Consider the following 23,284-nt stretch of genomic DNA (forward strand, 5'->3'; position numbering starts at 1 on the left):
TATGAATGGAGGGGCGCCCACCGGCGATGACCCTGTCGCCGACGGCGACAGCATAAGAGGGGTTAAAGAACCAGCCCCATGCCGCCCGCCGCGCCCGAGGCCGAAGCCGAGGCGCCGCAAGCGCATGAGCATCGCTTTCCTTGCGAGAATTGCGGCGCCCAGCTGCGCTTCTCGCCGGGCCAGCGGCGGCTGACTTGCCAATATTGCGGCCACGAGCAGGACATCCCGCATACCGAGGAACAGCGCGACGCCGCGCTGGAGACCTTCGATCTGCGCGAGGCTCTGGCCGACCACCTACCGCCCGAGGCGATCGAGGAACACCGCGTTCTCAGCTGCAACAATTGCGGCGCGCAGGTCGAGTTCGATCCGGCCCAGCATGCCGCGAGCTGTCCGTTCTGCGGCTCTCCGGTGGTGACGGATACGGGCACCCAACGGCAGATCAAACCCGGCGCCGTCCTGCCCTTCAAGATGGCCGAGCGCGAGGCGCATGAGGCCATGCGCAAATGGCTGGGCCGGCTGTGGTTCGCGCCCAGCAAGCTGAAGGAATTCGCGCGCTCCGACAGCTCGCGGCTGGACGGGCTTTACGTGCCGTATTGGTCCTTCGACAGCGACACGCAAAGCCAATACACCGGCGAGCGCGGCGACGCGTATTACGAAAACCGCACGGTGATGAAGGACGGCAAGAAGACCACCGAGCGCGTGCGCAAGATCCGCTGGACACGGGTCAGAGGTCGGGTCTCGCGCGATTTCCGGGACATGCTGATCATGGCCTCGCAATCGCTGCCGCGCACCTATGTCCGCGCGCTGGAGCCGTGGATGCTGGGCGAACTTGCGCCCTACAATCCGCAGTTCCTGTCGGGCTTCCGGGCCGAGGGCTATACCGTGCAGCTGCCCGAGGGTCACACCATGGGCGTCCAGCGCATGGACGGCATCATCAAGCAGGACGTCCGTCGTGACATCGGCGGCGATGAGCAGCGCGTACATTCGGTCGATACCGAGCATGAGAACGAGCGCTTCAAGCACGTCCTGCTGCCGATCTGGATGGCCGCCTATCAATATCGCGGCAAATCCTACCGCTTCGTGGTGAACGGCCAGACCGGCAAGGTGCAGGGCGAGCGTCCCTGGTCCAAGTGGAAGATCGCCGGGGCCGTTCTGGTGGCGATCATCGTGCTGGTCGTCATCATGTACATCAATCAAGGACGCTGATGCGCGCATTGATCCAACGGGTGACCGAGGCCTCTGTCTCGGTCGATGGCAACGTCATTGGTCAGACCGGGCCGGGGCTTATGATCCTTGTCTGCGCGATGCGCGACGACGAGGGCGAGGCCGGCCCCGCGCGCGCCAAGGCAATGGCCGAGAAGATCGTCAAGCTGCGGATCTTCCGCGACGAGGCAGGCAAGACCAACCGCTCCTTGTTGGATGTGGGGGGCGGTGCGCTGGTCGTCTCGCAATTCACGCTGGCCGCCGATACCTCGCGCGGGAACCGGCCCGGTTTTTCGCAAGCGGCGCCGCCGGACGAAGGGCGCGCGCTCTATGAGCTGTTCGCCGATCATCTGGCGTCGCTGGGAGTGACGGTCGGGCGCGGCGAATTCGGGGCCGAGATGCAGGTGTCGCTGGTCAATGACGGGCCGATGACCATCTGGATGGAGAGCTGAGGCTTTCCTTTTGTGCCTTGCGTGGCGGAGCCCATGTCCGGGCAAAGGCGCCTTTGGCCAGCCGCTGGGGGCTCTGCCCCCAGACCCCCGGGATATTTTTGGCACAAAGATGAACAAGAAGACGGGGGGCGCGGAGCCCCCCGTTTCGCATTGTGGTGGTCGGGTTATTCGACCGGGTCGACCGTGCGGGCCTCATCGGCGCGGCGACGGGCGCGGTCGTCCATGAACTGGTCGAACTCGGCCTTGTCCTTGGCTTCACGCAGGCGCTTGAGGAAGTCCGAGAAGGCTTCCTGCTCGTCCTCGAGGCGCTTCAGGGTCTCGGCCTTGTAGGCGTCGAAGGCCGCGTTGCCCGAGGGTTTGTGCATGGCCCAGGCGTGGCGTTGGGAGTTGCGGTAGCTGTGGTTGCAGTTTTTGCGAAACATCTGTTTTCCCCAAATCATATAGGCAAGAAGTGCGAGGCCGAGCGGCCAGAAGACGATGAAGCCGAGGACCATGGCGGCGATCCAGGCCCCTTTGCCCTTCTCGTCGAGCCAGCTTTCGGCGTTGCGCGGGAAGGCGGCGATGGCGGTCATTTCTGAGGTCTCCTTGGTTGCGGGTGTTAATGTTATTTACATTCACATAGATGGGCACGTCCAGCCCGCGTTCAAGGGAGCGGATGAGTTTTTTCGGGAGTCTCTGTGTGCGGGTCATGCCGACGTCGTTCGCGCCGCGCCAGAAGATTGGGAATCAATGACTTAGCGGATCGCGCGCGCGGGAGGGTCGATGGGGAATGACCTACCGGTGCGTTCTGAGACCGCCTGCGGCAAAGAAAAAGGGGCGCCCAAGCGCCCCTTCCCCAAGCCGTGTCGGCAGGCCTGATGGATCAGGCTTTGCCTTTGTAGATGTCGACCAGCTGGCCCAGCATCGCCAGCGCGTCCTCACGCGAGCGCTGGAACGAGTTGCGGCCGATGATCGAGCCGTTGCCGCCGCCGTCGCGGATCGCGCGGGCGTCGTCATAGACCGCGTCGGCGCCCTTCGCGGCACCGCCCGAGAAGACGATGATCCGGCGGCCGTTGAACGACGATTGCACGCAATGCTTCACGCGGGCCGACAGGGTCGAGATGTCGATCCCTTCCTTGTCGTAGACCTTCTTGGCCTCGGGCTGCATGATATGGTCGGTCGACAGCTTGATCTTGATGATATGCGCGCCGAGAAGGGCGGCGATATGGGCCGCATAGGCGCCGACGTCGATCGCGGTCTCGCCCTCTTTCGAGATGCCCTCGCCGCGCGGGTACGACCAGATCACGGTCGCCACGCCCTTCGAGGCGGCTTCCTTGCGCATCTCGACGATCTCTTCGAACATGTCGAGCGCCATGTCCGAACCCGGGTAGATGGTGAAGCCGATGGCCGAGGCGCCGATGCGCAGCGCGTCATCGACCGAGGCCGTGACGGCCTGGTTCTTGCCCGAGGTGTCCGACATCAGCGAGTTCGCGGAGTTGACCTTCAGGATGGTCGGGATCTGGCCGGCAAAGGTGTCGGCGCCGGCTTCCAGCGGACCCAGCGGCGCGGCATAGGCTGAGAGGCCGGCGTCGATCGCCAGCTGGTAGTGGTAATGCGGGTCATAGCCGGCCGGGTTCGGCGCGAAGCTGCGGGCCGGGCCGTGCTCGAAGCCTTGGTCGACGGGCAGGATGATCATCTTGCCGGTCCCGCCCAGCTTGCCCTGCATCAGCATGCGGCACAAATTGGCCTTCACGCCCGGGGTTTCGCCCTCGTAATTGGCAAGGATTTTCTGAACGGTCTTGGTCGCGCGCATGGCGGGCCCCCTCTGAAATGACTGCTGCGAACACGCTTAATCGGGGGAATGAGACGGGACAATGGCAGCGGTTGGCCGTTAGCGCACACAAAGTGAAAAATATCGCTAACGAGCGAAAATGCCCCTCCGATGCAGCGAAAACCGCGCGCCGGAGGGGAAAAATCGCGGTTCAGGCCACCGGATCGAAAACGAGCGAGCGGTGCAGCGTGGCCCCCGCCCAAGCCCCGTCGGCCACGGCGAGCGACACCGAATGCGGCATCCGTGCCGCATCGCCACAGGCGTAGAGGCCCGGCACCGAGGTCTCCTTGAAGGCGTCGGTGCGGTATTGCGTGCCCATCGGCGTTTCCTCCAGCGCCACGCCGATCGCAGCGCCGATCTCGCTCGACGGTCGGGTCTTCGACGCGACGAACAGCCCGTTCAGCCGCATTGGCGCGCCGGTGTCGAAATGGACCTCCACCGGGCCATCGATCGGCCCTTTCAGGCCGGTCAACTGCCGTTCATCAAGGCCGAGGCCATGGCTGGCGATTTGCGCCTTGGTCGCGTCGTCGATGGGGAACAGGCTATGGGTCAGGAGGGTCGCCTGGCCGAATTCGGTGAACAGCGGCGCATGATGGAGCGCCTCGGGCCCGTTGGCCAGAAGCGCAATCGGGCCCATGTCCAGCTCGTAGCCATGACAATAGGGGCAGTGGAACACGCTGCGGCCCCAGCGTTGTGCAAGGCCGGGCACGTCTGGCAGCGTATCCGCGACACCGGTGGCGAGAAGGACGCGCTGCGCCTGGAATGTCGTGCCGTCGTCTGTGGTGACCTCGAACTGCCCTTTCGCCCCGGAGAGCTGGGTGGCCGAGCCAACGTGAAAGACATCCGGCTGATAGCGTTCGAGTTGGCGCCGCGCCGTGGCGGCGATCTCGGCGGGGTCAACGCCGTCTTGGGTGAGGAAGCCGTGCGAATGGCTGGCGAAGCGGTTGCGGCGCTGCCCCGCGTCGATGATCGCCACAGAGCGCCGCGCCCTGAGAAGCTGCAAGGCTGCGGCCATGCCGGCATAGCTGCCACCGATGATAACGACGTCTTTCATGGGAGTCTCCGATTTATTCGTAACTTTAAATAGTACGTGACTGTCTGTGAGCAAGGGATGAGGGAAGGATTTCTCCTTCGGCCGGCATGGCTGCGCCACGCAGGTCTCAGGCGACGGAAACAGGGGGCGCTGCCCCCTCGCCCTGCGGGCTCACCCCCGGGATATTTTCGGAACGAAGATGGGAAAGGGGGGCGGCGCTTCGTTACCTCTGTTGCGAGGGGTCGAAGGGGGATTGCGCGGGCGCGGAGCGCGGGAAAAGGAAAGGCGCGCGGCCCCGGTCGGGATCGCGCGCCTTTTTGTTTCAGGGTGTGGGCTGGATCAGGCCAGCACGCCTTCGGCGGTGATGTGGGTCTTGCCACCCAGCCACGGATGCAGAGCGGCCGGGAGGGTGACCGAGCCATCGGCTTGCTGCCCGTTCTCCAGCACCGCGATCAGGCAGCGGCCGACGGCGAGGCCTGAGCCGTTCAAAGAGGCGAGGAACTCGGGCTTGCCGCCGCCTTCCGGGCGGAAGCGGCCATTCATGCGGCGGGTCTGGAACTGGCCGCAGGTCGAGCAAGAGCTGATCTCGCGGTATTTGCCCTGGCCCGGCAGCCAGACCTCGATGTCATGCGTCTTCTGCGAGCCGAAGCCCATGTCGCCGGTGCAGAGCACCACCGTGCGGTAGGGCAGTTCCAGCTTCTCTAGGATCGCCTGCGCGCAATTGGTCATGCGCTCATGTTCGGCCAAAGCCTCGTCGGGATGGCACAGGGTGACCATCTCGACCTTCTCGAACTGGTGCTGGCGCAAGATGCCGGTGGTGTCCTTACCGGCCGACCCCGCCTCGGAGCGGAAGCAATGGGTATGCGCGGTCATGCGCACCGGCAGCTCGGCGCCGTCGAGGATCTCGCCGGCCGCGAAGTTGGTCATGGTGACCTCGGACGTCGGGATCAGCCACCAGCCATTGGTGGTCTGGTAGCTGTCCTCGGCGAATTTCGGCAGGTTGCCCGTGCCATACATCGCCTCGTCCTTGACCAGCACCGGGGTCCAGCATTCGGTCAGCCCGTGCTCGGTCGTATGGGTGTCGATCATGAATTGCGCGAGCGCGCGGTGGACACGGGCCACGGCGCCCTTCAGCACCATGAAGCGCGAACCCGAGAGCTTGGCGGCGAGGCCGAAATCGAGGCCGGGCTTCACACCGGTAATTTCGAAATGCTCGACCGGGGCGAAATCCAGCTCGCGCGGGGTGCCCCAGCGGCGGATTTCGACGTTGTCGTCCTCGTCCTTGCCGAAGGGGACTTCTTCCAGCGGCAGGTTCGGGATCACGGCCAGCGCGGCGGTCAGGGCCGCGTCTTCCTCGGCGGCTTCGGCGTTCAGCGCGGCGACCTCGGCCTTCTTCTCGGCCACGAGGGCGCGCAGGCGCTCGAATTCCGCGTCGTCGCCTTTGGCCTTGGCAGCACCGACCTCCTTGGAGGCGCGGTTCTGGTCGGCCTGTGCGGTTTCGGCTGCAAGGATCTTGGCGCGACGGCCCTCATCCATCGCCAGCAGCGACGCCGAGATCGGCGAGAGGCCCCGGCGGGCCAGGGCGGCGTCGAAGGCTTCGGGGTTCTCGCGGATGGCGCGGATGTCGTGCATGGTCTTCCTCGGGTGACTTCGCGTCCCGGTATGCACCGAAACCGCGCGCGGGAAAAGAGCGCAGCTTTTTTCAAGGGCGCAATGAACCGGAGCGGTGTGGCGAGGCACCTTAGGGGCAAAGGAAGGATTGCCGATGCCGGATGCCGAGAAACTCAGGGCGCTCATCGCCTACCACGCCGCCGGGGCGCGGCTGGGGCGGACGCGCGACCTCTCGGCACTGGTGGCTCTGTGCGACGCGCGGCTTCTGGCCCATGCGCGGCGGCTGTCGGACGATACCGAGACCGCGCGCGACATCGCACAGGAGGCCTGGATCGCCGTGGCCCGCGCCCTGCCCGGCCTGCGCGACGAGGGAGCGTTTCTCGCTTTCGCTTTGCGCATCGTCACGCGGCAGGCGGCGCGCGAGGTGAAAAGGCGGCAGCGGCGGCGCGTGGCGGATGGTGTCTGGGTCGAAACCCGGCCCGAGGCCGAACCGCCGAGCGAGGGTCATCACGACCTTGATGCCGCTCTCGCCGCCCTGCCCGCGCCGCAACGGGTGACGCTGGCGCTTTTTGCTATCGACGGGCTTTCTGTCGCCGAGGTGGCGCAGGTGCTCGATATCCCGCCGGGGACCGTGAAGACCCGGCTCATGCAAGCCCGCGCCCGGATCAGGGCGCATCTCAATGGAGGTTCCGATGTCCAATCTTGACCAGATGATCACCGATGCCCTGTCCGAGGACGAGACCGCCCTGCCCGACCCCGGTTATTTCCCGCTGGCCTTCAGCATCTTCGGCGGCGCGACCGGCTGGGTCGCCTGGGTGGTGATGGCGGTGCAGGTGGCGATGTTCCTGCTGGCGGTCTGGGCCGGCTGGCATTTCTACATGGCGACCGAGGTTCTGGCGGCGGTGAAATGGGGGATCAGCGCGGCGACTTTGGCGGTGATCGCGACGCAGCTGAAGATGGCGCTGATGCCGGTGATGCAGACCAACCGGGTGCTGCTGGCGGTGCGGCGGCTGGAGCTGCGGATGCTGCAGGGGCGCTGACGGGCGGAAACGGTGGCGTGGCGGGGCCTGAGCGTGCTTGCACCCGCACCCTCCCGCCGCTAAACCCCTCCCCGATCCCCATCCGTTCATTCGGGAAGAGAGCCATGTCCACCATCGATATCGAGACCGCGCGCCGGGTGGCGAAACTCGCCCGCATCCGCGTCGCCGACGAGTCCCTGCCGCAGCTGGCCGAGAAGCTTTCGGGCATTCTCGACTTCATGGAGCAGCTCAACGAGGTGAATGTGGACGGCGTCGAGCCGATGACCTCGGTCACGCCGATGCGCCTGAAGCGCCGTCAGGACGGTGTCACAGATGGCAACATGCAGGACAAGATCCTGAAAAACGCTCCCGATGCCCGCGAGGGCTTCTTTGCCGTGCCGAAGGTGGTGGAATGAGCCTGAACAAACTAACCATCGCTGATGCCCGTGACCTTCTGAAGAAGGGCGAGGTTACCTCGGTCCAGCTGACGGAAGCCTGTCTCTCGGCCATCGAGAGTGCAGATGCGCTCAATGCCTTCGTGCACAAGACGCCCGAGATCGCGCTGGAGCGCGCCAAGGCCGCCGATGCCCGCATCGCCCAAGGCGACGCGCCGTCGATGTGCGGCATTCCCGTCGGCATCAAAGACCTGTTCTGCACCGAGGGCGTGCCCTCGCAGGCTGCGTCGAACATCCTCAAGGGCTTCAAGCCGGAATACGAATCCACGGTGACGACGCAGCTGCGCGACGCGGGCGCGGTCATGTTGGGCAAGCTCAACATGGACGAATTCGCCATGGGCTCGTCCAACGAGAGCACCTGCTATGGCGCTGCCGTGAACCCCTGGCGCCGCGAAGGCGAGACCACGCCGCTCACGCCCGGCGGCTCCTCGGGCGGCTCGGCGGCGGCTGTCGCGGCAGACCTCTGCCTCGGGGCGACCGGCACCGATACCGGCGGCTCGATCCGCCAGCCTGCCGCCTTCACCGGCACCGTCGGCATCAAGCCGACTTATGGCCGCTGCTCGCGCTGGGGCATCGTCGCCTATGCCTCGTCGCTGGACCAAGCCGGCCCGATGACCAAGAGCGTGCGCGACGCTGCGATCATGCTGCAGGCCATGGCCGGCCATGACGCGAAGGATTCGACCTCGGCCGATATCGCGGTGCCGGATTTCGAAGCGGCACTGACCGGCGACATCCGGGGCCAGAAGATCGGCATCCCGCGCGAATACCGCGTGGACGGCATGCCGGCCGACATCGCCAAGCTGTGGGAAGACGGCACGGCGATGTTGAAGGACGCGGGCGCGACGATCGTCGACATCTCGCTGCCGCATACCAAATACGCGCTGCCGACCTATTACGTCATCGCGCCCGCAGAAGCCTCGTCGAACCTCGCGCGCTATGACGGCGTGCGCTATGGCCACCGCGCGTCGCTGTCCTCGGGCGAAGGCATCAATGACCTCTACGAGAAGACCCGCGCCGAAGGCTTCGGCCCCGAGGTGCAGCGCCGGATCATGGTCGGCACCTTCGTGTTGTCGGCGGGCTTCTACGACGCCTATTACAACCGCGCCCGCAAGGTCCGCGCGCTGATCAAGCGCGATTTCGAGCAGGCATTCGAGGCCGGCGTCGACGCCATCCTCGCCCCCACCACGCCCTCGGCGGCCTGGGGTCTCGGCGAGATGAAGGACGCGAACCCGGTCGAGATGTACCTGCAGGACGTCTTCACCGTCACCCTGAACCTCGCCGGCCTTCCGGGTGTCGCAGTTCCGGCGGGTCTGGATGCGAAGGGCCTGCCGCTGGGTCTGCAGCTGATCGGCAAGCCCTGGGGTGAGGCCGAGCTTCTGAACACCGCGCTGGTGCTGGAGCAGGCGGCAGGTTTTGTTTCCAAACCGGCGAAATGGTGGTAACCTGCTCGAAAATATAATCGAGCAGGCACATCTATGCGCATCTTGGCACTGGCGGTTCCGCTGGTCCTGACCTCCATGGTCACGGGACTGGCGGGATGTTCCGCAGGACGCGATTCCTACGCATCCATGACGACCACCGGCGTCGGCATCGGCGATTACCAGCGCTATCTGCGCGAGCGGTCGGCCGTGCCTTCCTCGCAAAGCCGGTCGTCGGTGCCCTATTCGGTTCCACCCCAAAGCGTGGGCAACCCGCATCAGGCACCGATCCTGCCGCCGTCCTCGATGCCCGCTCAGGCCCCCACCACGCTGGACGCCATCCCGCGCCGCCCCGTGCCGGTCGCCGCCGCGCCCGTGGCAACCGGCGCGCCCCTCGCCGCGCCCATCGCGACGCAGGCCCTGGCGCCGGTCCCCGCCGCAGCGGCCCCTGCCCCGGTGGCAACGGTCGCCTCCTCGGCCCCCGCGCCGACCACGAGCTTCACCGCGACCCCGGTCAGCGCCGCCGCGCCCCAAGCCGGGATCCGCGACGCTCAGACCTATCACGCGGATGCCAGCACGCCTCAGGGCACGCACGGCTCCGGCCCGCAGCCCGCGACCATCGTCGCAGGCTCGGTCCCGCCCCCGTCCGAGGATGGCGGCGCCAATCTCATGGCCTACGCCCTCTCCGTCACGCACCAGCCGGGGACCGAGGTCTACCGCCGCCTGAACCCGATGCGCTGGTCCAGCTGGCAGAACAATTGCCTGCGCTTCCGCAATCAGGACGCTGCCCAGCGCGCCTTCCTCGAAGCCGGCGGCCCAGATCGTGACCGTGACAACCTGGACCCGGATGGCGACGGCTTTGCCTGCTGGTGGGATCCGACGCCGCTGCGTCAGGCCGTGGCCAGCCGCTGAGCATGCGCAAGCCGATCCGTTCTTGGCCCTCGCCCAATGTCGGGCCGCGGCGGGACGGGCTGCGGCCTGAGCTGGTGGTGCTGCATTTCACCGAGATGGCCTCGGCCGAGGCCGCCCTGCGCCGCCTTTCCGACCCTGAGGCCGAAGTCTCGGCGCATTACGTCATCGGCCGCGACGGGACCGTCTGGCAGATGGTGGACGAAGACCAACGGGCTTGGCACGCCGGCGCCGGCGAATGGCTGGGCCGTGGCGACGTCAACTCGCGCTCCATCGGGATTGAGCTCGACAACGACGGCCAAAGCCCTTTCTCCGCCCCGCTGATGGACGCACTCGAGCCGCTGCTCGCGGGTATCCTCACCCGCTGGTCGATCGCACCGTCTGGCGTCATCGCGCATTCCGACATGGCCCCGGCCCGCAAGGTCGACCCCGGTCCGCGCTTCGACTGGCGGCGTCTCGCCCGCTCCGGCCTCGCGCTCTGGCCCGAGGCCGGCGGCGACCCCGAGGCCCCGTTGAGCGCGTCACTCGACACACTCGGCTATCCCGAAGCCACCCCAGAGCTGCGCCTCGCTGCCTTCCGCCTGCGCTTCCGCCCCCGTTACGAAGGCCCCGAAGAGGCCGCAGACCGCGCCCTCGCTTCCGCGCTCTTGTTGAAAAAATGACATTTCAACGCGTAATTCGGGCGCCCCTCCGAGCCCAGGCCTCACAAAAGTCCCCTTCATCTTTGCTCTAAAAATATCCCGGGGTCCGGGGCAGAGCCCCGGTCCGCCCTCAATGCAGCCGCGCCCGGATCCGCCTCAGCGCCCACCAGACTGCCAGCACCACCAGCGGCGTCACCCCGGCATAGACCCCGGTCTTGCCGACCCCGACTGCCTCTCCCAAAGGCGCCAGCACGTTCGACACCAACCCCACCGCGTAATAGCTGATCGCCACCACTGACAGCCCCTCGACCGTGTGTTGCAGCCGCAGCTGCAGGTCTGCCCGCCGGTCCATGCTTTGCAGGATCTCCTGGTTCTGGGCCGAGCGCGCGACCTCGACCTGCGTCGACAGCAGTCGCCCCGCCCGCATCGCGCGCTCGGACAGCAGCGCCAACCGCGCCTCGGCCGCCTTCACCGTCCGCATCGCCGGGTCCCAGCGGCGGCGCATGAACTCCGCCAGCGTCTGCCGCCCCTCGAACCGCGTTTCGCGCAGCACCTCGATCCGGTCATGCACGATCGCCTCATAAGCCCGCGTTGCCCCGAACCGGAAGGACGAGGCCATCTCCAGCCGTTCCAGCTCGGCAGAAACCGTCATCAGGTTGTTCAGCACCTGCTCGGCATGGCCCGCCCCACCCGACATCTCGGCCTGCAGATCGGCCAACCGGCGGTCCAGCGCGCCCATCTCGGCATTGACCTTGCGCGCCCGTGCCAGCCCCAGCATCGCCATCGCCCGGTACATCTCGATCTCGCACAGGCGCTGGATGATGCGCCCCACGCGGCGCTTTCCGGTGTTGGGATGGACGAACACCGCCATGCGGATATGGCCGGCGGGATCGATGCGGAAATCCGAGGCCAGCACCGCCGCTTCGTCCAGCACACAGGACGAAGCAAGGCTCTCGGCCACGAACCATTCTTCCAGCCGCCGGCCCAGCGCCGCGCAATCGCATTGGCCGTCGCGCAGGGGCATTTCCTCAATGCGGAACAGGATCGAGGTGATGCGGACACCCGGCGCCGCAGCCAGCCAATCGGTCGGGAACACATCGAACGAGGCCGGGTCGAAGGGCCGCTCCGTCAGCCCGTCCGAGAAGGCCATCCAGGTGGTGACCTCGGTGTGGTTTTCCCATTTCAGCCCGTGACGCCCGACCTCGGCCGCGTGATGGGTCGCGTCGGGGGCGGGATGGGCGGCCCCGTGGCGGTCGAGCAAGTCGAACAGATGCGCCCGGTCCCGCCCCCGGTCGCGGGCCACGGCGTCCTGCGCGGGTTTCAGCGCCATGAAGACCGCCGTCGAGGGCACCGGGATCACCGGCGAGGGCCGGGCGTGCAGCTCGTTGGTCAGCGCGTAGCGGAGCGGGTGGTCGTGCAAAGGGGTCATCGCGAGGCCAAGGTGACGAAGGGGAACCCTTGGCTTACGGCCCGCCTGCCCCGGCTGGAAAGCCCGCAGGCTGTCGCAGGCGCCGTCCAGCGCGGTATGCAATCGTGTCCTTGTAATCGCGCAACAATTTAGCGCTCACGGTGGCGGTCAGGACCGGTCGAACAGCCCCCGCAACGCCGTGGCGGTGATCGTCGTCACCGCCGGCTTCCGGGCCATCCGGAACGGCAGCGGGCGGCACAGCTCCATCGCTGCCAGCCCCACGCGGGCTGTCAGCGCGCCGTTCACCACCCCCTCGCCGAACCGGCGCGAGAGTTTGGACAGCAACCCGCCCCCCGCGAGCGATCCGACAAGGTCATCGCCCACCGCGACCACGCCCGTCGCCATCAGATGCACCGCGACGGACCGGGCCAGCCGCCAGTTGCCGAAGGCGCCGGGGCGGCCGCCATAGATCTCGGCGATGCGGCGGATCATCCGCAGGTTCGCGGTCAGCGCCGCCGCGACATCGGCAAAGGCGAGCGGAATCAAGGCCGTCGCCATCGCCACCTGCCGCGCGGCCTGCTGGATTTCCAGCTGTGCGCGGGCATCGAGGCCAATGAGCAGATGCGCTTCGGCCCCCTCGATCACGGCCTCTGCGTCGAGGGCTTCTTCGGTCGGGTCCTTGGCGCCGTAGAGCCCGGCGACTGACACGGCAACTGCACGCGCGGCTTTCAGGTCGTGGGTGGCGAGGGCCTTCTCGGCCTCCTGCCGGATCGTATCGAGCCTGCGGACGCGGACGTAGCCCAGTGCCTCCTTGCCCGCCCAGAGGACCAGCGCGCCGACCAGCACCGCGGCCAAGATGGCGGCGAGCCAGCCCAGCACCGGCACGCGCTCAATGAGCCGCATCGCGAAATCATAGGCCGCGACGCCCATCACCAACGACACGAGGCCCCCGCCTGCCGCCAGCGCCCAGCGGCCCGGCCCAGCGGGGCGGCCCTTGGCCATGCCGGCGACGGCCATCTGCATCGCCTGGCCTTCGGGGGCGTCGATTTCCGGGGCCGAGGCCACGTCGGCATGGCCCTCGGCCTCGTCGAGTTCGATCAGGATCTTGCCGTTCGTCATCTCACACCAGCCTGTCGCCAATCAGGAATTCCGCCGCCGCGTCGAGCCGGATATGCGGTAAGCCCTGCCCCGGAAGGCGGCTTTGGACCGGGGGCGCGAACTGCATCACGCCGTAATCGCCCTGCAGCCATCTATCGGCCCCCTCGCGCGCAGGCGAGAGCAGCCGCGCCGGATCGTCGGGCAAAGCGCCCGCATTCACCGCCACCTGCCGCCCATCCGTCAGCCGCCCGCGCACCAAATCCACCTCTGCGCCCGCATGGCTGCGCGTCTCCTCGACCGTCGCGCGGAGGGCGGCGATCGACAGCGCCGCCGTCTCGGCGCCCGAGAACCGCGCCCGGTCCCGCGCCTCGCGCAACATGGCCTCGGCCAGCGCGGTCAGGCGGGGGTGTTGGGTGTGGTGCAAATGGTCGGCCTTGGTCGCGGCGAAGAGGATCTTCTCCACCCGCTTGCCGCGCAGAAGCGACGAGAAGAACCCGTTCGCGCCGGGGCGGAAGGCCTGCAGGACCTCGGCCATCGTCCGGCGCTGATCCTCCAACGCCATGGGCCCGCGATGCACGGCCTCCAGCACGTCGATCAGCACGACCTGCCGATCGAGCTTGGCGAAATGGGTCTCGAAGAAGGGGCGGACGACCTGCGATTTGTAGGCCTCGAACCGCCGCGCCATCTCGCGCGCGAGCGTGCCGCGTTTGGCCTCGGAGGGAGGTAGCGGCGCAAAGGTCAGCACCGGCGAGCCCGCCAGATCGCCGGGCAGCAGGAAGCGGCCCGGCGTGCAATCGGACCAGCCATTCTCGCGCGCGGTGTTCAGGTAGGTGGTGAAGAGCCGCGCGAGGTCCTGCGCATCCGCTTCCTCAAAGCGTTTCTCGGGGTCGATGCCGTCGATCCGGGCGCGAAAGGCATCTGCCTCCGGGCGCAGGGGCAGCCGCGCCAGCACCTCGGCCGACCAATCGGCATAGGTCTTGCCCATCAGGCCCAAGTCCAGAAGCCACTCGCCCGGATAATCGACGATATCGAGATGCAGTTTGCGCGGGCCGGTCAGCCCGCCGAGCAACCCCGAGGGCGCCAGCCGGAACGACAACCGCAGCTCGCTCACCGCCCGCGTGCCATCGGGCCAGCGGGGATGATCGCCGGTCAGGCTGGCCAAATGCGCCTCGTAGTCGAATCGCGGCAGGGTCATGTCAGGCTGCGGCTGCAGATAGGCCCCTTGGATGAGCCCCTGCTGCACGGCGCGCATCCGCTGCATCCGGCCGGGCTCCATCAGGTTGTGCACCAGCGCGGTGATGAACACGGTCTTGCCCGCGCGCGACAGGCCGGTGACGCCCACGCGAAGCACCGGCTCGAAGAAGGCCTCGGACACGGTGTCGCCGATCGCCTCCAACGGGCGCGAGATCAGGTCTGTCAGCGAAGGGGGCAAGGCGGCGCTCCGGTCAGGTATCTGTTTGAAAGAATAGGGAGTGGAGGGCCCGATTTGAAGGGTGGGGCTTGCCCTTCGCCGCCCTGCGGCATTACCTCGGTTGCATGAAGACGCTTCTTTCCATCGGACATGGCTTCTCGGGCCGCGCGACCGAGGCCGCCCTCGGCCCGGATTGGCAAGTGCTGGGCACCTCGCGCAGCCCCGGCGCCGCCATCCTCTGGCCCGATCAGGCCGCCGAGGCGCTGGCCCAAGCCACGCATATCGTCAGCTGGGTGCCCCCCGGCGCTGGCGATCCCATCGCGCCCGTGGTGGCGGACCTGCCGACGCCGCGTCTGGAATGGATCGGCTATGCCTCGGCCACCTCGCTTTATGGCGACGCGGGCGGCGCCTGGATCGACGAGGATGCGCCCGATCAGCCCGACACCACCCGCGGCCATTCCCGCTTTGCCGCCGAGGAAGCCTGGCGCTCCATCGCGGCGGAACGCGGCGTGCCCCTCTGCATCCTGCGCATTGCCGGGATCTACGGCCCGGGCCGCTCGAATTTCGACGCCCTGCGCGACGGCCGCGCCCAAAGGGTGATGAAGCCCGGACAGGTGTTCAACCGCATCCATGTCGCAGATCTGGGCCGCATCACCGCCGCCGCCGCCGAGAAGCGCCTGTCCGGCACGCTGATCGCCAGCGATGATGAACCCGCGCCCAATGCCGAGGTTATCGCCCATGCCGCGCGCCTCCTCGGCATAACCCCGCCGCCCGAGATCCCCTACGAGCAGGCCGAATTGACGCCCATGGCCCGTAGCTTCTGGGCCGACAACAAGCGCCTGCGCTCGCGCCGCCGCGCGGAACTGGGGCTCGACCTCCTCTACCCCACCTACCGCGAAGGCCTCCAAGCCATCCTCGACGTCGAGTCCTGACGCTTGCGCAGAACCCCTCCCCTGCCCTAAACCGCGCGCATCTTTACTCCAAAAATATCCTGGGGGGTGAGGGCGCAGCCCGAGGGGGGCAAAGCCCCCCTGCCCCCGTTGCCAATCTGGACCGCCGATGCCCCGTTACGCCTTCCGCGTCGAATATCTCGGAGCCCCGTTCAACGGCTGGCAGCGCCAGGACGGCCAACCCTCGGTGCAGCAGGCGATTGAGGAGGCTCTGGCCAGGATCGAACCCGTCGAGCCCCGCATCGCCGCCGCGGGTCGCACCGATACCGGCGTCCATGCCACGGGTCAGGTCGCCCATGCGGACCTTCAGCGCGACTGGGCACCCGAGCGGCTGATGGAGGCGGTGAACCACCATCTGAAGCCCCTGCCCGTCGCGCTGACCGCGTGCGCGCAGGTGGCGGAGGATTTCCATGCCCGCTTCTCGGCGATGGAGCGGCGCTATACCTTCCGTCTGGTCGCCCGGCGCGCGCCGGTGGTGTTCGACGCGGGTCAGGTCTGGCAGGTGCGCCATGGGCTCGATGTCGCGACGATGCGCAAGGGGGCGGCGCATCTGATCGGGCTGCATGACTTCACCACCTTCCGCGCCAGCCTCTGTCAGGCGAAATCGCCGGTGAAATCACTGGACGAGATTACCATCGAGGCCCTCGATTACCCGGCCGGACAGGAGATCCGCTTCCACCTCCGCGCCCGCAGTTTCCTGCACAATCAGGTCCGCTCGATTGTCGGGACGCTGGAGCGGGTCGGCGCTGGGGCTTGGGAACCCATCCGTGTGGCCGAGGCTTTGGAAGCCAAGGACCGCGCTGCCTGCGGGCCCGTCTGCCCGCCTCAGGGGCTGTGTCTCACAGGTGTCGGCTATCCAAACGATCCGTTCGGCGCCTAAGCGCGGAATAGAGGCCGCAGGCCGCCGCGCATCGCCGGCCCCCCTGGCACGGCGATGCGCTCGCCAACGAAAAAGGGCGCCCCGAAGAGCGCCCTCTCTCACGTCGATCAGCCCGTGCTCAATCCGCGCCGCGGGTCACGTTGCGGGTGTTGAGCATCCCGCGCTGGATGGCGAAGACCACCGCGAAGATGGCCAGCCCGCCAAGGTCGGACATCCAGCCGCCCTTGATCATGCCCAGCGCGCCGATCAGCGTGACGATCCGCAGCACCGTCCCCAGCCGGCCCCACATCCAGCCCTGTACCGCCGAGGCCATCATGTAGATGCCCAGAAGCGCGGTGATGAAGACATGCGCGATCTCAAGCCAGCTGCCCTGCATCAGCATCTGCGGTGCGTAGAAGAACATGAAGGGCACGATGAAGGCGGCGAGGCCGAACTTGAAGCTCTCGACCGAGGTCTTCATTGGGTCCGACTGCGCGATGGCCGCCCCGGCATAGGAGGCCAAAGCCACCGGCGGCGTGATGGCCGAGATCACCGCATAGTAGAAGATGAAGAAATGCGCGGTGAGGACCGGCACACCCATGCGGATCAGACCCGGCGCGATGACCGCGGCAGCGACGGCATAGGCGGCAGTGGTCGGCATGCCCATGCCGAGGATGATCGCCACCAGCATGGCGAAGACCATCGCGATGAGCTGCGATTGCCCGGCCAGATCCAGCAGCAGCGAGGAGAAGCGCGTACCCACGCCGGTCAGCGCGATCACGCCCACGATCACCCCGGCGGCGGCACAGACGGCAACCATTTGTAGCGCCATGCGGGCAGCGATCTCGAGGCCCCACATGATCTCCTTGAGGCCCATCTTGGTCGGCGTGAACCAGCTGACGACGGCAGCAGCCCCCATGGCGAGCGTGCCCGCGCGGATCACCGAATAGCCCATGAACAGCGCGCCGATCAGGATCACGATCGGGATGAACAGGAAGATCCGCTTCATCATCAGAGGCAGCGAGGGCAGCTGATTGCGCGGCAGGCCCTGCATGCCGTTCTTCAGCGCCTCCTTGTCGACCATGAAGTAGACCGACACGAAGTACAGGATCGCCGGGATCAGCGCCGCGATGGCGATGTCCTGATAGGGGATCGCGGTGATTTCGGCCATGATGAAGGCACCCGCGCCCATGATCGGCGGCATAATCTGCCCGCCGGTCGAGGCCGCGGCCTCGACCGATGCGGCGGTCTGCGGGCGGTAGCCCACCTTCTTCATCAACGGGATGGTCAGCGAGCCCGTGGCCACGACGTTGCCCGCCGAGGTGCCGTTGATCATGCCCATCAGGCCCGAGGCGAAGACCGCGACCTTGGCCGGACCGCCACGCTGCGAACCAGCGGCGGCGAAGGCGAAGTTCACGAAATACTCGCCGACGCGCGAGGCCTGCAGGAAGGCCGCGAAGGCGATGAACAGGATGATGTAGGTCGACGAAATCGACGTGGTCGGCCCGAGGATCCCGTTATCGGTGTAGATGAAGGCGAAAAACCGCGCCGGGGCATAGCCGTTGTGGAACAGCACGCCGGGCAGCCAAGGCCCAAGGAAGCCATAGGCAATGAACACGCCGACGATGATCACCAGCGCGAGGCCGGCCAGGCGGCGGGTCAATTCGAGGATCAGCACGATGCCGGCGATCGAAGCCCACATGTCATTGGGATGCGGGAAGACCTGAGCGCGGATGCGCAGGAAGTTCGCGTGGCTGATGATATAGGCCGCGACGATCACGGCGGCGACGGCCAGCAGGACGTCCGCCCAGGACAGCGCCTCGCGAGAGCGCATGGGCGAGATCCAGCTTGCCGCGAGTGCGGCGATGGTGCCGACGATCAGCGGATAGCCGAAGGTATACAGGTACTTGGTCGCCGGCGAGCCGGTCGCGACCAGATCGCCCGTGACCCACATGGCCACCAGTTGGCCACCCGAGATGATCAGCAGCACAGCAGAAATCAGGATCAGCGCGCGTTCCAGCAGCGAGGCGGGGGCGGCAGAGCCCTCGGCTGGCAGAGCGCGCGAGGCATAGAGGAGGAAGCCCAGGAACAGGCCTCCGCCGACGTGGAGCAGGCGGTAGCGCCACGGCTCGGTCAGGTCGACCGAGGGCAGGCCCAGAAGGTCGGTGATGCGGTCATGCACCCCGTTCATCACGCCGATATGGAACGCGGTATAGAAGACGCAAAGCGCGGTGATGATCAGGCCGAAACGGCCGGTGAACACGCGCTGGTTCGAGGCGATGACCTCATCGTCGACACCGTCGGCGATGCTATCGGCCTCGGCGGCCTCTGTCGCCGCGAGATTTTGTGCTGACATGGGATCCCTCCACCCCTTTTGAAAAGGGCCGGGGCGTGTCTTGCGCGCCCCGGCCCGAAGGTTCCTGTTCAGGCCGTTCAGCCGCGCAGGTTTTCCGGGATCTCGATCCCGTTTTCTTCGTAGTAGCGCACGGCACCCGGGTGGAACGGCAGGAACGTGTTGTTCAAGACGTTCTCCATCAGGGTCTCACGGGCAGCGCCGTGGATCGCCATCATGCGGTCGTGGTTTTCCATGACCAGCTTGACGATCTCGTAGGCCAGGCTCTCCGGCATCGACTCGTTGGCGATGGCGTAGTTCCACATGGCGACGGTGTGCTGGTCGTAGTCATGGCCCGAATAGGTGCCGGCCGGGATGTCCAACGTCGAGACTTCCGGGTGGTTCTCCAGAATGGTGGCCAGTTCGGTCTCGTTGAAGCCGAACATGCGCACGTCAGCCTCGGCGGCGAGCTGCGAGAAGGCCGAGATCGGCACACCGGCAGCAAAGGCGAAGGCGTCGATCAGGCCGTCCTTGAGCTGGCTGGCCGCATCGGCAGCACCGGCGTTCGAGACGGTGGCCTCGACGCCCAGGGTCTCCAGGAAGCGCGGCCAGTAGGTGCCCGGCGTGCCGCCGGCGGGGCCGACCGAGACGCGGTGACCGGCCAGATCGGTGACCGATTCGATGCCCGAGTTGGCCATGGTGATGACCTGGAACGGGGTCTGGTACATCGGGAACAGCGCGCGCAGGTGGCTGTGCTCGAGGCCCGGGGCCAGTTCCGACACGCCGGTCCAGGCTTCATAGGCCGGGCCCATGGTCACGAGGCCGATGGCGTGGTCGCCCATCTCGACGAGGGTGGCGTTCTGAACCGGGCCGCCGGTGACTTCGCCCGAGGCGTTGATGTCCAGCGCTTCGCCGATGAAGCCGGCAAGGCCGTTGCCGTAGACGAAATAAGTGCCGCCCTGGCTGGCGGTGCCGACCGTCATCGAGCCGGGCCAGCCGGCGCGGTCCTGCGCCATGGCAGGCGTGGTCGAGATCAGCGCAGCCGAAGCCAGCGCAGCAAGATTGAACAGACGCATGTGGGTCCTCCCATGGACATGTGCGTGTTGTCGGCAATCCCCGGCCACTTCCTCGGGCGGCTCGGGATGCGCGCACATCAGGCCGATCACCGGGCCGTGAATCAACCGCGGGGCCTGTCGGGGAGGAAAAATTCGGCGCGTGCGGGCGATGCGATGGGTGGAAATCCACCCATCCGGCAGGGGCGTGGGTGGATTCCCCCCCGTTAGCGCCTCAGCTGTCCGAGTATTGGGACTTGTCGATGCCCAGCTTCTGCATCTTCTCGTAGAGGGTCTTGCGCGAGAGCCCGAGCGATTCATAGACCGGCTTCAGCGCCCCGCCCGAGGCCAGAAGCGCGCGCTCGATCTCGGATTTCTCGAAAGCCGCCACCCGGTCCGAGAGCTTGCCGGCACGCCCCGCGTCCCCGTCCTCACCGTGGGTGGTGGTTTCGCCCGGCGCCTCGATCCCCAGCCCCAACGCGGTGCGTTCGGCGGCATTGCGCAGCTCGCGCACATTGCCCGGCCAGTCGCGGCCCAAGAGCGCCTCGACCATCGTCGGCGACGGGGTCACCGGGTCGATCCGGTGGCGCGCGGCGGCCTCGGTCAGAAGGCGCGCGAAGAGCAGCGGGATATCCTCGCGCCGCGCGGTCAGGGGCGGCACGGTCAGGCTGACCACGGCGAGGCGATAGAACAGGTCGGCGCGGAAACGGCCTTCGTTCACCTCCTCCTCCAGCGGCGTGCGCGAGGTGGCGATGAAGCGGATATCGACGGGCCGCGTCTCGTTCGAGCCCAAGGGTTGGATCGTGCGCTCCTGAATGACGCGCAGCAGCTTGCCCTGCACCGCCATCGGCATCGAGCCGATGTCATCCAAAAGCACCGTCCCGCCCCGCGCATGCTCGAACCGGCCGTAGCGGGTGCGCATCGCGCCGGGGAAGGCGCCGGGTTCATGGCCGAAGAGCTCACTCTCGATCTGGGTTTCCGGCAGGGCAGCGCAGTCGATGGCGATGAAGGGTTTCGCCGCGCGGGACGACAGGTCGTGCATCGCCCGCGCGACCACCTCCTTGCCGGTGCCGGTGTCGCCGATGATCAGCACATCGGCCTCGGCCGGGCCGATGGTCCGTACCCGCCGGCGCAGATCGACAATGGCGTTCGAGCGCCCGACCAAGCGTTGCTCCAGATCGTCCTTCTGCCCTGCCGCCGCACGCAGCACGCGGTTCTCCAGCACCAGCCGCCGGTAGTCGAGCGCGCGGGCGCAGGTCTCGGCCAACTGCGTGCCCGAGAAAGGCTTTTCGATGAAATCATGCGCCCCTTCGCGCATCGCCCGGACCGCCAGCTGCACGTCGGAATGGCCGGTGATCAGAATGACCGGGATCTCACGGTCCAGCGCGTGGATCTGGTTCATCAGGCTGATGCCGTCGAGCCGAGGCATACGGATGTCGGTGACGACGATGCCGTTGAACCCAAAGGAAATCAGCGCCGGAATATCCTCGGGCTGATCGGAATCGGTGACGTCGAACCCGGCAAGGTCCAGCGCCTGCGCGGTTGAGAGACGCAGGTCGGTATCGTCGTCGACCAGCAGGATACGGCCGCGGTTCATTCTTGGTCCTTGCTCGCCAATGGCAGCGTCAGCGTGAAGACGGCCCCGCCGCCCGGCGCATTGGCCACGGCCAGCGTGCCGCCGAAGTCATGGACGATGTTGAAGCTGATCGACAGGCCGAGGCCAAGCCCCTTCCCGACGCCTTTGGTGGAAAAGAACGGGTCGAAGATCCGCTCCAGCAGCTGCGGCGGCACCCCCGGCCCGGTGTCCGAGAGGGTCATCACGGCAGTGCCGCCCTCGGCCCGCGCGGTCAGGGTGATGACCCGCGCGTCGCGACCTTCCAGCGCGTCCATGGCGTTGGACAGGATGTTGACCAGCACTTGCTGCAGCCGAACCGGCCCCGCGCGGACCATGAGTGGCGGGATGTCGCTGTTGAGCGTCACGTCGAGAGCGCGGAAGCGCCAGCCGAGGATCTCCTGCACCGCCGCCACGGCCTCGGGCAGCGAGACATCGGACAGCTGGGTGTTGGGCTTGCGGGCGAAGTTGCGCAGGTGTTTGGACAGGTCCCCCATCCGGCCGATCAGCCCGAGGATCCGCTCGATATTGCCGCGCGCCTCGTCAATCCGGCCGCGCTCGATCAGCAGTTGCGCATTCTCGGCATAGTTCTGCGCCGCGCCGAGGGGCTGGTTGAATTCGTGGCTCAAGGCCGCCGACATCTGCCCCAGCGCCGCCAGCTTTCCGGCCTGTACGAGGTCGGCCTGCGTGGCGCGCAGACGCTCCTCGGTCGCGGTCCGCTCGGCCACTTCGCCAGCCAGCGCCCGGTTGACCGAGGCCAGCTCGGCCGTGCGTTCGACGACCCGGCGCTCCAGCTGCGCCTGTGCTTCGGCCTGCAGGGCAATGCGCTCGCGCAGGGCGGTACGGCGCTGCCAGACGATGACCGAGACCAGCGCCACCAAGCCCAGCAACAAGGCGCCCAAGGCCAGACGGGTCAGCGCCTGCTGCCGGGCGGGCGCGGTGTCGACCAGGACCTGCACGTCCCATCCCGCGTCCGGCATCGGCTCGGCGATGACGCGGTATTCGCGCCCGCCTTCCATCCGCCAAAGCGGCCCGCCATCAAGGCCGGTGGCCCGGCTGATCGGCAGTTCGACCAACGGTCGGTCGGCATAGCGCCGGGTGATCCGGGTCCGGTTGAGCCGTTCCTCGGTCAGGGGCAGCGTGGCGCCGAAGGTCCAGTCCGGCGTCGTCGACATGAAGACGATGCCCTGCGGGTCGGTGACAAGCACCTCGGTGCCGGAGCCGCGCCAACCTTCCTCGATGGTGGTAAGGTCGATCTTCACCGCCAGCACCCCCGCGGTGGCGTCGTCGATCAGCACCGGGGCAGCGAAGTAATAGCCCCGCACTTGCGAGGTCGTGCCCAGCGCGTAGAACCGCCCCTCCCCCCAGTTCAAGGCATCGAGGAAATAGGGCCGGAAGGCGAAATTCCCGCCGACGAAGCTGAGGGGCTGGTCGAAATTGGACGCGGCCAAGGTCGTGCCCTGCAGGTTCATCAGGTAGATGTCCGAGGTCTCCATCATCCGGGCGGTGGATTGCAGATAGAGATCGGCCGCCCGCAGTCGCGCGGTGTCAGAGGGCCGCTGCAACAACTCGCGCAGCACCTGTTGCTGGGCCAGCAGCGCCGGAAGCCGGTCGTAGCGGCGAAGTTCCCCGTTGAGCGCCGCCACTGCCAGCCGAAGAGTGCTGCGCCCCTGATCGGTCAGCTCCTGCAGAGCGGCACGGTGCAAGTTCCGGTAGGCCAGCGTGCTCAGCCCGATCCCCAGAAGCACCAGAGCGATGCCCAGCACCGCCCAAAGCGACAGCCGCCCGGCGCGAGGGGCGGCAGCCTCGGTCAAAGGGGGAGAGATCGGCGCATCGGTCATGCCCCGGTCCTACCACGGGCAAGCACGGGCACCAACGCCCCCCTCACCTTGTGGCAAATACTCACGTCGCAACGCCAGCCCCCACCCCGAGGCCCGACGAAAGCGCGGGGCGGCCGAAGCGCACGGGGTGGGTGCGGGCGTTGCGACGTGAGTATTTGCCACAAGGTGAG

General features: G+C 67.2%; 21 protein-coding genes. 10 read left to right on the plus strand and 11 right to left on the minus strand.

The features are described 5' to 3' along the window. The first annotated feature begins 78 nt into the window (after positions 1-78). Positions 79-1,206, plus strand: coding sequence for a primosomal protein N' (replication factor Y) - superfamily II helicase (locus BCY78_RS23225; protein ID WP_068306590.1), 1,128 nt, complete (start codon positions 79-81; stop codon positions 1,204-1,206). Next, positions 1,206-1,655: a D-aminoacyl-tRNA deacylase gene (dtd, locus tag BCY78_RS23230; RefSeq protein WP_068306592.1), complete on the plus strand. Its 450-nt coding sequence runs from the start codon at positions 1,206-1,208 to the stop codon at positions 1,653-1,655. Before BCY78_RS23225 ends, dtd begins: the two co-directional genes overlap by 1 nt. 164 nt (positions 1,656-1,819) lie before the next feature. Here the strand turns inward: dtd and BCY78_RS23235 are convergent, their stop codons facing one another. The 4 genes from BCY78_RS23235 to serS all read right to left on the minus strand — a co-directional run bounded on the left by BCY78_RS23235 (position 1,820) and on the right by serS (position 6,130). After that, on the minus strand, positions 1,820-2,227 hold the full coding sequence (locus tag BCY78_RS23235; protein ID WP_068306594.1) for a DUF2852 domain-containing protein: 408 nt from the start codon (positions 2,225-2,227) through the stop codon (positions 1,820-1,822). Positions 2,228-2,517: 290 nt separating this feature from the next. Beyond that, the gene (locus BCY78_RS23240) at positions 2,518-3,447 is read right to left on the minus strand and encodes a class I fructose-bisphosphate aldolase (RefSeq protein WP_068306596.1); all 930 of its coding nucleotides are present in this window, start codon (positions 3,445-3,447) and stop codon (positions 2,518-2,520) included. Between the two features lie 169 nt (positions 3,448-3,616). Beyond that, positions 3,617-4,519, minus strand: a complete 903-nt coding sequence (locus BCY78_RS23245; protein ID WP_068306598.1) for an NAD(P)/FAD-dependent oxidoreductase — start codon at positions 4,517-4,519, stop codon at positions 3,617-3,619. A 318-nt stretch (positions 4,520-4,837) separates the two neighbouring features. Beyond that, positions 4,838-6,130 carry a serine--tRNA ligase gene (gene serS, locus BCY78_RS23250; protein ID WP_068306600.1) on the minus strand — a complete coding sequence of 431 codons (1,293 nt, stop codon included), beginning with the start codon at positions 6,128-6,130 and terminating at the stop codon, positions 4,838-4,840. A gap of 133 nt (positions 6,131-6,263) precedes the next feature. Here serS and BCY78_RS23255 point away from each other — a divergent pair, with 133 nt between their 5' ends. From BCY78_RS23255 to BCY78_RS23280, 6 genes are all read left to right on the plus strand, one after another. After that, positions 6,264-6,815, plus strand: coding sequence for an RNA polymerase sigma factor (locus BCY78_RS23255; RefSeq protein WP_068306602.1), 552 nt, complete (start codon positions 6,264-6,266; stop codon positions 6,813-6,815). Beyond that, entirely contained in the window at positions 6,802-7,149 is a 348-nt protein-coding gene (locus BCY78_RS23260; protein WP_068306603.1) for a DUF6768 family protein, read from the plus strand. The genes BCY78_RS23255 and BCY78_RS23260 overlap by 14 nt, the downstream gene beginning before the upstream one ends. A 104-nt stretch (positions 7,150-7,253) precedes the next feature. Beyond that, positions 7,254-7,544, plus strand: coding sequence for an Asp-tRNA(Asn)/Glu-tRNA(Gln) amidotransferase subunit GatC (gene gatC, locus BCY78_RS23265; RefSeq protein ID WP_068306606.1), 291 nt, complete (start codon positions 7,254-7,256; stop codon positions 7,542-7,544). Further along, positions 7,541-9,025: an Asp-tRNA(Asn)/Glu-tRNA(Gln) amidotransferase subunit GatA gene (gene gatA / locus BCY78_RS23270; protein WP_068306608.1), complete on the plus strand. Its 1,485-nt coding sequence runs from the start codon at positions 7,541-7,543 to the stop codon at positions 9,023-9,025. Before gatC ends, gatA begins: the two co-directional genes overlap by 4 nt. 126 nt (positions 9,026-9,151) lie before the next feature. After that, entirely contained in the window at positions 9,152-9,913 is a 762-nt protein-coding gene (locus tag BCY78_RS23275) for a hypothetical protein (RefSeq protein ID WP_068306610.1), read from the plus strand. A gap of 2 nt (positions 9,914-9,915) precedes the next feature. Continuing rightward, a complete protein-coding gene (locus tag BCY78_RS23280) occupies positions 9,916-10,572 on the plus strand; it encodes an N-acetylmuramoyl-L-alanine amidase (RefSeq protein WP_068306611.1) in 657 nt (218 codons plus the stop codon). Between the two features lie 109 nt (positions 10,573-10,681). Here BCY78_RS23280 and BCY78_RS23285 read toward each other — a convergent pair whose 3' ends face one another. The 3 genes from BCY78_RS23285 to BCY78_RS23295 all read right to left on the minus strand — a co-directional run bounded on the left by BCY78_RS23285 (position 10,682) and on the right by BCY78_RS23295 (position 14,489). Continuing rightward, the gene (locus BCY78_RS23285) at positions 10,682-11,980 is read right to left on the minus strand and encodes a DUF3422 family protein (protein WP_068306612.1); all 1,299 of its coding nucleotides are present in this window, start codon (positions 11,978-11,980) and stop codon (positions 10,682-10,684) included. Positions 11,981-12,127: 147 nt separating this feature from the next. Then, positions 12,128-13,078: a YcjF family protein gene (locus BCY78_RS23290; RefSeq protein ID WP_068306614.1), complete on the minus strand. Its 951-nt coding sequence runs from the start codon at positions 13,076-13,078 to the stop codon at positions 12,128-12,130. A 1-nt stretch (position 13,079) separates the two neighbouring features. Further along, complete coding sequence (locus tag BCY78_RS23295; RefSeq protein WP_233499484.1) at positions 13,080-14,489, minus strand: YcjX family protein; 1,410 nt, start codon at positions 14,487-14,489, stop codon at positions 13,080-13,082. A gap of 104 nt (positions 14,490-14,593) precedes the next feature. Between BCY78_RS23295 and BCY78_RS23300 the strand changes: the two genes are divergently transcribed. Together BCY78_RS23300 and truA are read left to right on the plus strand one after the other, a co-directional pair. Continuing rightward, complete coding sequence (locus BCY78_RS23300; protein ID WP_068306626.1) at positions 14,594-15,400, plus strand: NAD-dependent epimerase/dehydratase family protein; 807 nt, start codon at positions 14,594-14,596, stop codon at positions 15,398-15,400. Between the two features lie 127 nt (positions 15,401-15,527). After that, the gene (gene truA, locus BCY78_RS23305) at positions 15,528-16,298 is read left to right on the plus strand and encodes a tRNA pseudouridine(38-40) synthase TruA (protein ID WP_068306615.1); all 771 of its coding nucleotides are present in this window, start codon (positions 15,528-15,530) and stop codon (positions 16,296-16,298) included. 118 nt (positions 16,299-16,416) lie between these two features. Here the strand turns inward: truA and BCY78_RS23310 are convergent, their stop codons facing one another. The 4 genes from BCY78_RS23310 to BCY78_RS23325 all read right to left on the minus strand — a co-directional run bounded on the left by BCY78_RS23310 (position 16,417) and on the right by BCY78_RS23325 (position 23,114). Continuing rightward, a complete protein-coding gene (locus BCY78_RS23310) occupies positions 16,417-18,633 on the minus strand; it encodes a TRAP transporter permease (RefSeq protein WP_068306617.1) in 2,217 nt (738 codons plus the stop codon). Between the two features lie 77 nt (positions 18,634-18,710). Continuing rightward, on the minus strand, positions 18,711-19,685 hold the full coding sequence (locus BCY78_RS23315) for a TAXI family TRAP transporter solute-binding subunit (protein ID WP_068306619.1): 975 nt from the start codon (positions 19,683-19,685) through the stop codon (positions 18,711-18,713). Positions 19,686-19,896: 211 nt separating this feature from the next. Beyond that, entirely contained in the window at positions 19,897-21,258 is a 1,362-nt protein-coding gene (locus BCY78_RS23320) for a sigma-54 dependent transcriptional regulator (RefSeq protein ID WP_068306621.1), read from the minus strand. Next, the gene (locus BCY78_RS23325) at positions 21,255-23,114 is read right to left on the minus strand and encodes an ATP-binding protein (RefSeq protein WP_083195267.1); all 1,860 of its coding nucleotides are present in this window, start codon (positions 23,112-23,114) and stop codon (positions 21,255-21,257) included. The genes BCY78_RS23320 and BCY78_RS23325 overlap by 4 nt, the downstream gene beginning before the upstream one ends. Positions 23,115-23,284: the final 170 nt, after the last annotated feature.

The organism is Pararhodobacter sp. CCB-MM2, assembly GCF_001691415.1.
Lineage (GTDB): Bacteria > Pseudomonadota > Alphaproteobacteria > Rhodobacterales > Rhodobacteraceae > Pararhodobacter.

Bases quoted from the DNA above. Each gene is read 5' to 3' on its own strand.
- serS (WP_068306600.1), bottom strand. From the start codon at position 6,130: ATGCACGACATCCGCGCCATCCGCGAGAACCCCGAAGCCTTCGACGCC.
- BCY78_RS23280 (WP_068306611.1), top strand. From the start codon at position 9,916: ATGCGCAAGCCGATCCGTTCTTGGCCCTCGCCCAATGTCGGGCCGCGG.
- BCY78_RS23300 (WP_068306626.1), top strand. From the start codon at position 14,594: ATGAAGACGCTTCTTTCCATCGGACATGGCTTCTCGGGCCGCGCGACC.
- BCY78_RS23260 (WP_068306603.1), top strand. From the start codon at position 6,802: ATGTCCAATCTTGACCAGATGATCACCGATGCCCTGTCCGAGGACGAG.
- gatA (WP_068306608.1), top strand. From the start codon at position 7,541: ATGAGCCTGAACAAACTAACCATCGCTGATGCCCGTGACCTTCTGAAG.
- BCY78_RS23310 (WP_068306617.1), bottom strand. From the start codon at position 18,633: ATGTCAGCACAAAATCTCGCGGCGACAGAGGCCGCCGAGGCCGATAGC.
- BCY78_RS23275 (WP_068306610.1), top strand. From the start codon at position 9,152: ATGACGACCACCGGCGTCGGCATCGGCGATTACCAGCGCTATCTGCGC.
- BCY78_RS23315 (WP_068306619.1), bottom strand. From the start codon at position 19,685: ATGCGTCTGTTCAATCTTGCTGCGCTGGCTTCGGCTGCGCTGATCTCG.
- BCY78_RS23235 (WP_068306594.1), bottom strand. From the start codon at position 2,227: ATGACCGCCATCGCCGCCTTCCCGCGCAACGCCGAAAGCTGGCTCGAC.
- BCY78_RS23285 (WP_068306612.1), bottom strand. From the start codon at position 11,980: ATGACCCCTTTGCACGACCACCCGCTCCGCTACGCGCTGACCAACGAG.
- truA (WP_068306615.1), top strand. From the start codon at position 15,528: ATGCCCCGTTACGCCTTCCGCGTCGAATATCTCGGAGCCCCGTTCAAC.
- dtd (WP_068306592.1), top strand. From the start codon at position 1,206: ATGCGCGCATTGATCCAACGGGTGACCGAGGCCTCTGTCTCGGTCGAT.
- BCY78_RS23290 (WP_068306614.1), bottom strand. From the start codon at position 13,078: ATGACGAACGGCAAGATCCTGATCGAACTCGACGAGGCCGAGGGCCAT.
- BCY78_RS23245 (WP_068306598.1), bottom strand. From the start codon at position 4,519: ATGAAAGACGTCGTTATCATCGGTGGCAGCTATGCCGGCATGGCCGCA.
- BCY78_RS23325 (WP_083195267.1), bottom strand. From the start codon at position 23,114: ATGACCGATGCGCCGATCTCTCCCCCTTTGACCGAGGCTGCCGCCCCT.
- BCY78_RS23320 (WP_068306621.1), bottom strand. From the start codon at position 21,258: ATGAACCGCGGCCGTATCCTGCTGGTCGACGACGATACCGACCTGCGT.
- BCY78_RS23240 (WP_068306596.1), bottom strand. From the start codon at position 3,447: ATGCGCGCGACCAAGACCGTTCAGAAAATCCTTGCCAATTACGAGGGC.
- BCY78_RS23225 (WP_068306590.1), top strand. From the start codon at position 79: ATGCCGCCCGCCGCGCCCGAGGCCGAAGCCGAGGCGCCGCAAGCGCAT.
- gatC (WP_068306606.1), top strand. From the start codon at position 7,254: ATGTCCACCATCGATATCGAGACCGCGCGCCGGGTGGCGAAACTCGCC.
- BCY78_RS23255 (WP_068306602.1), top strand. From the start codon at position 6,264: ATGCCGGATGCCGAGAAACTCAGGGCGCTCATCGCCTACCACGCCGCC.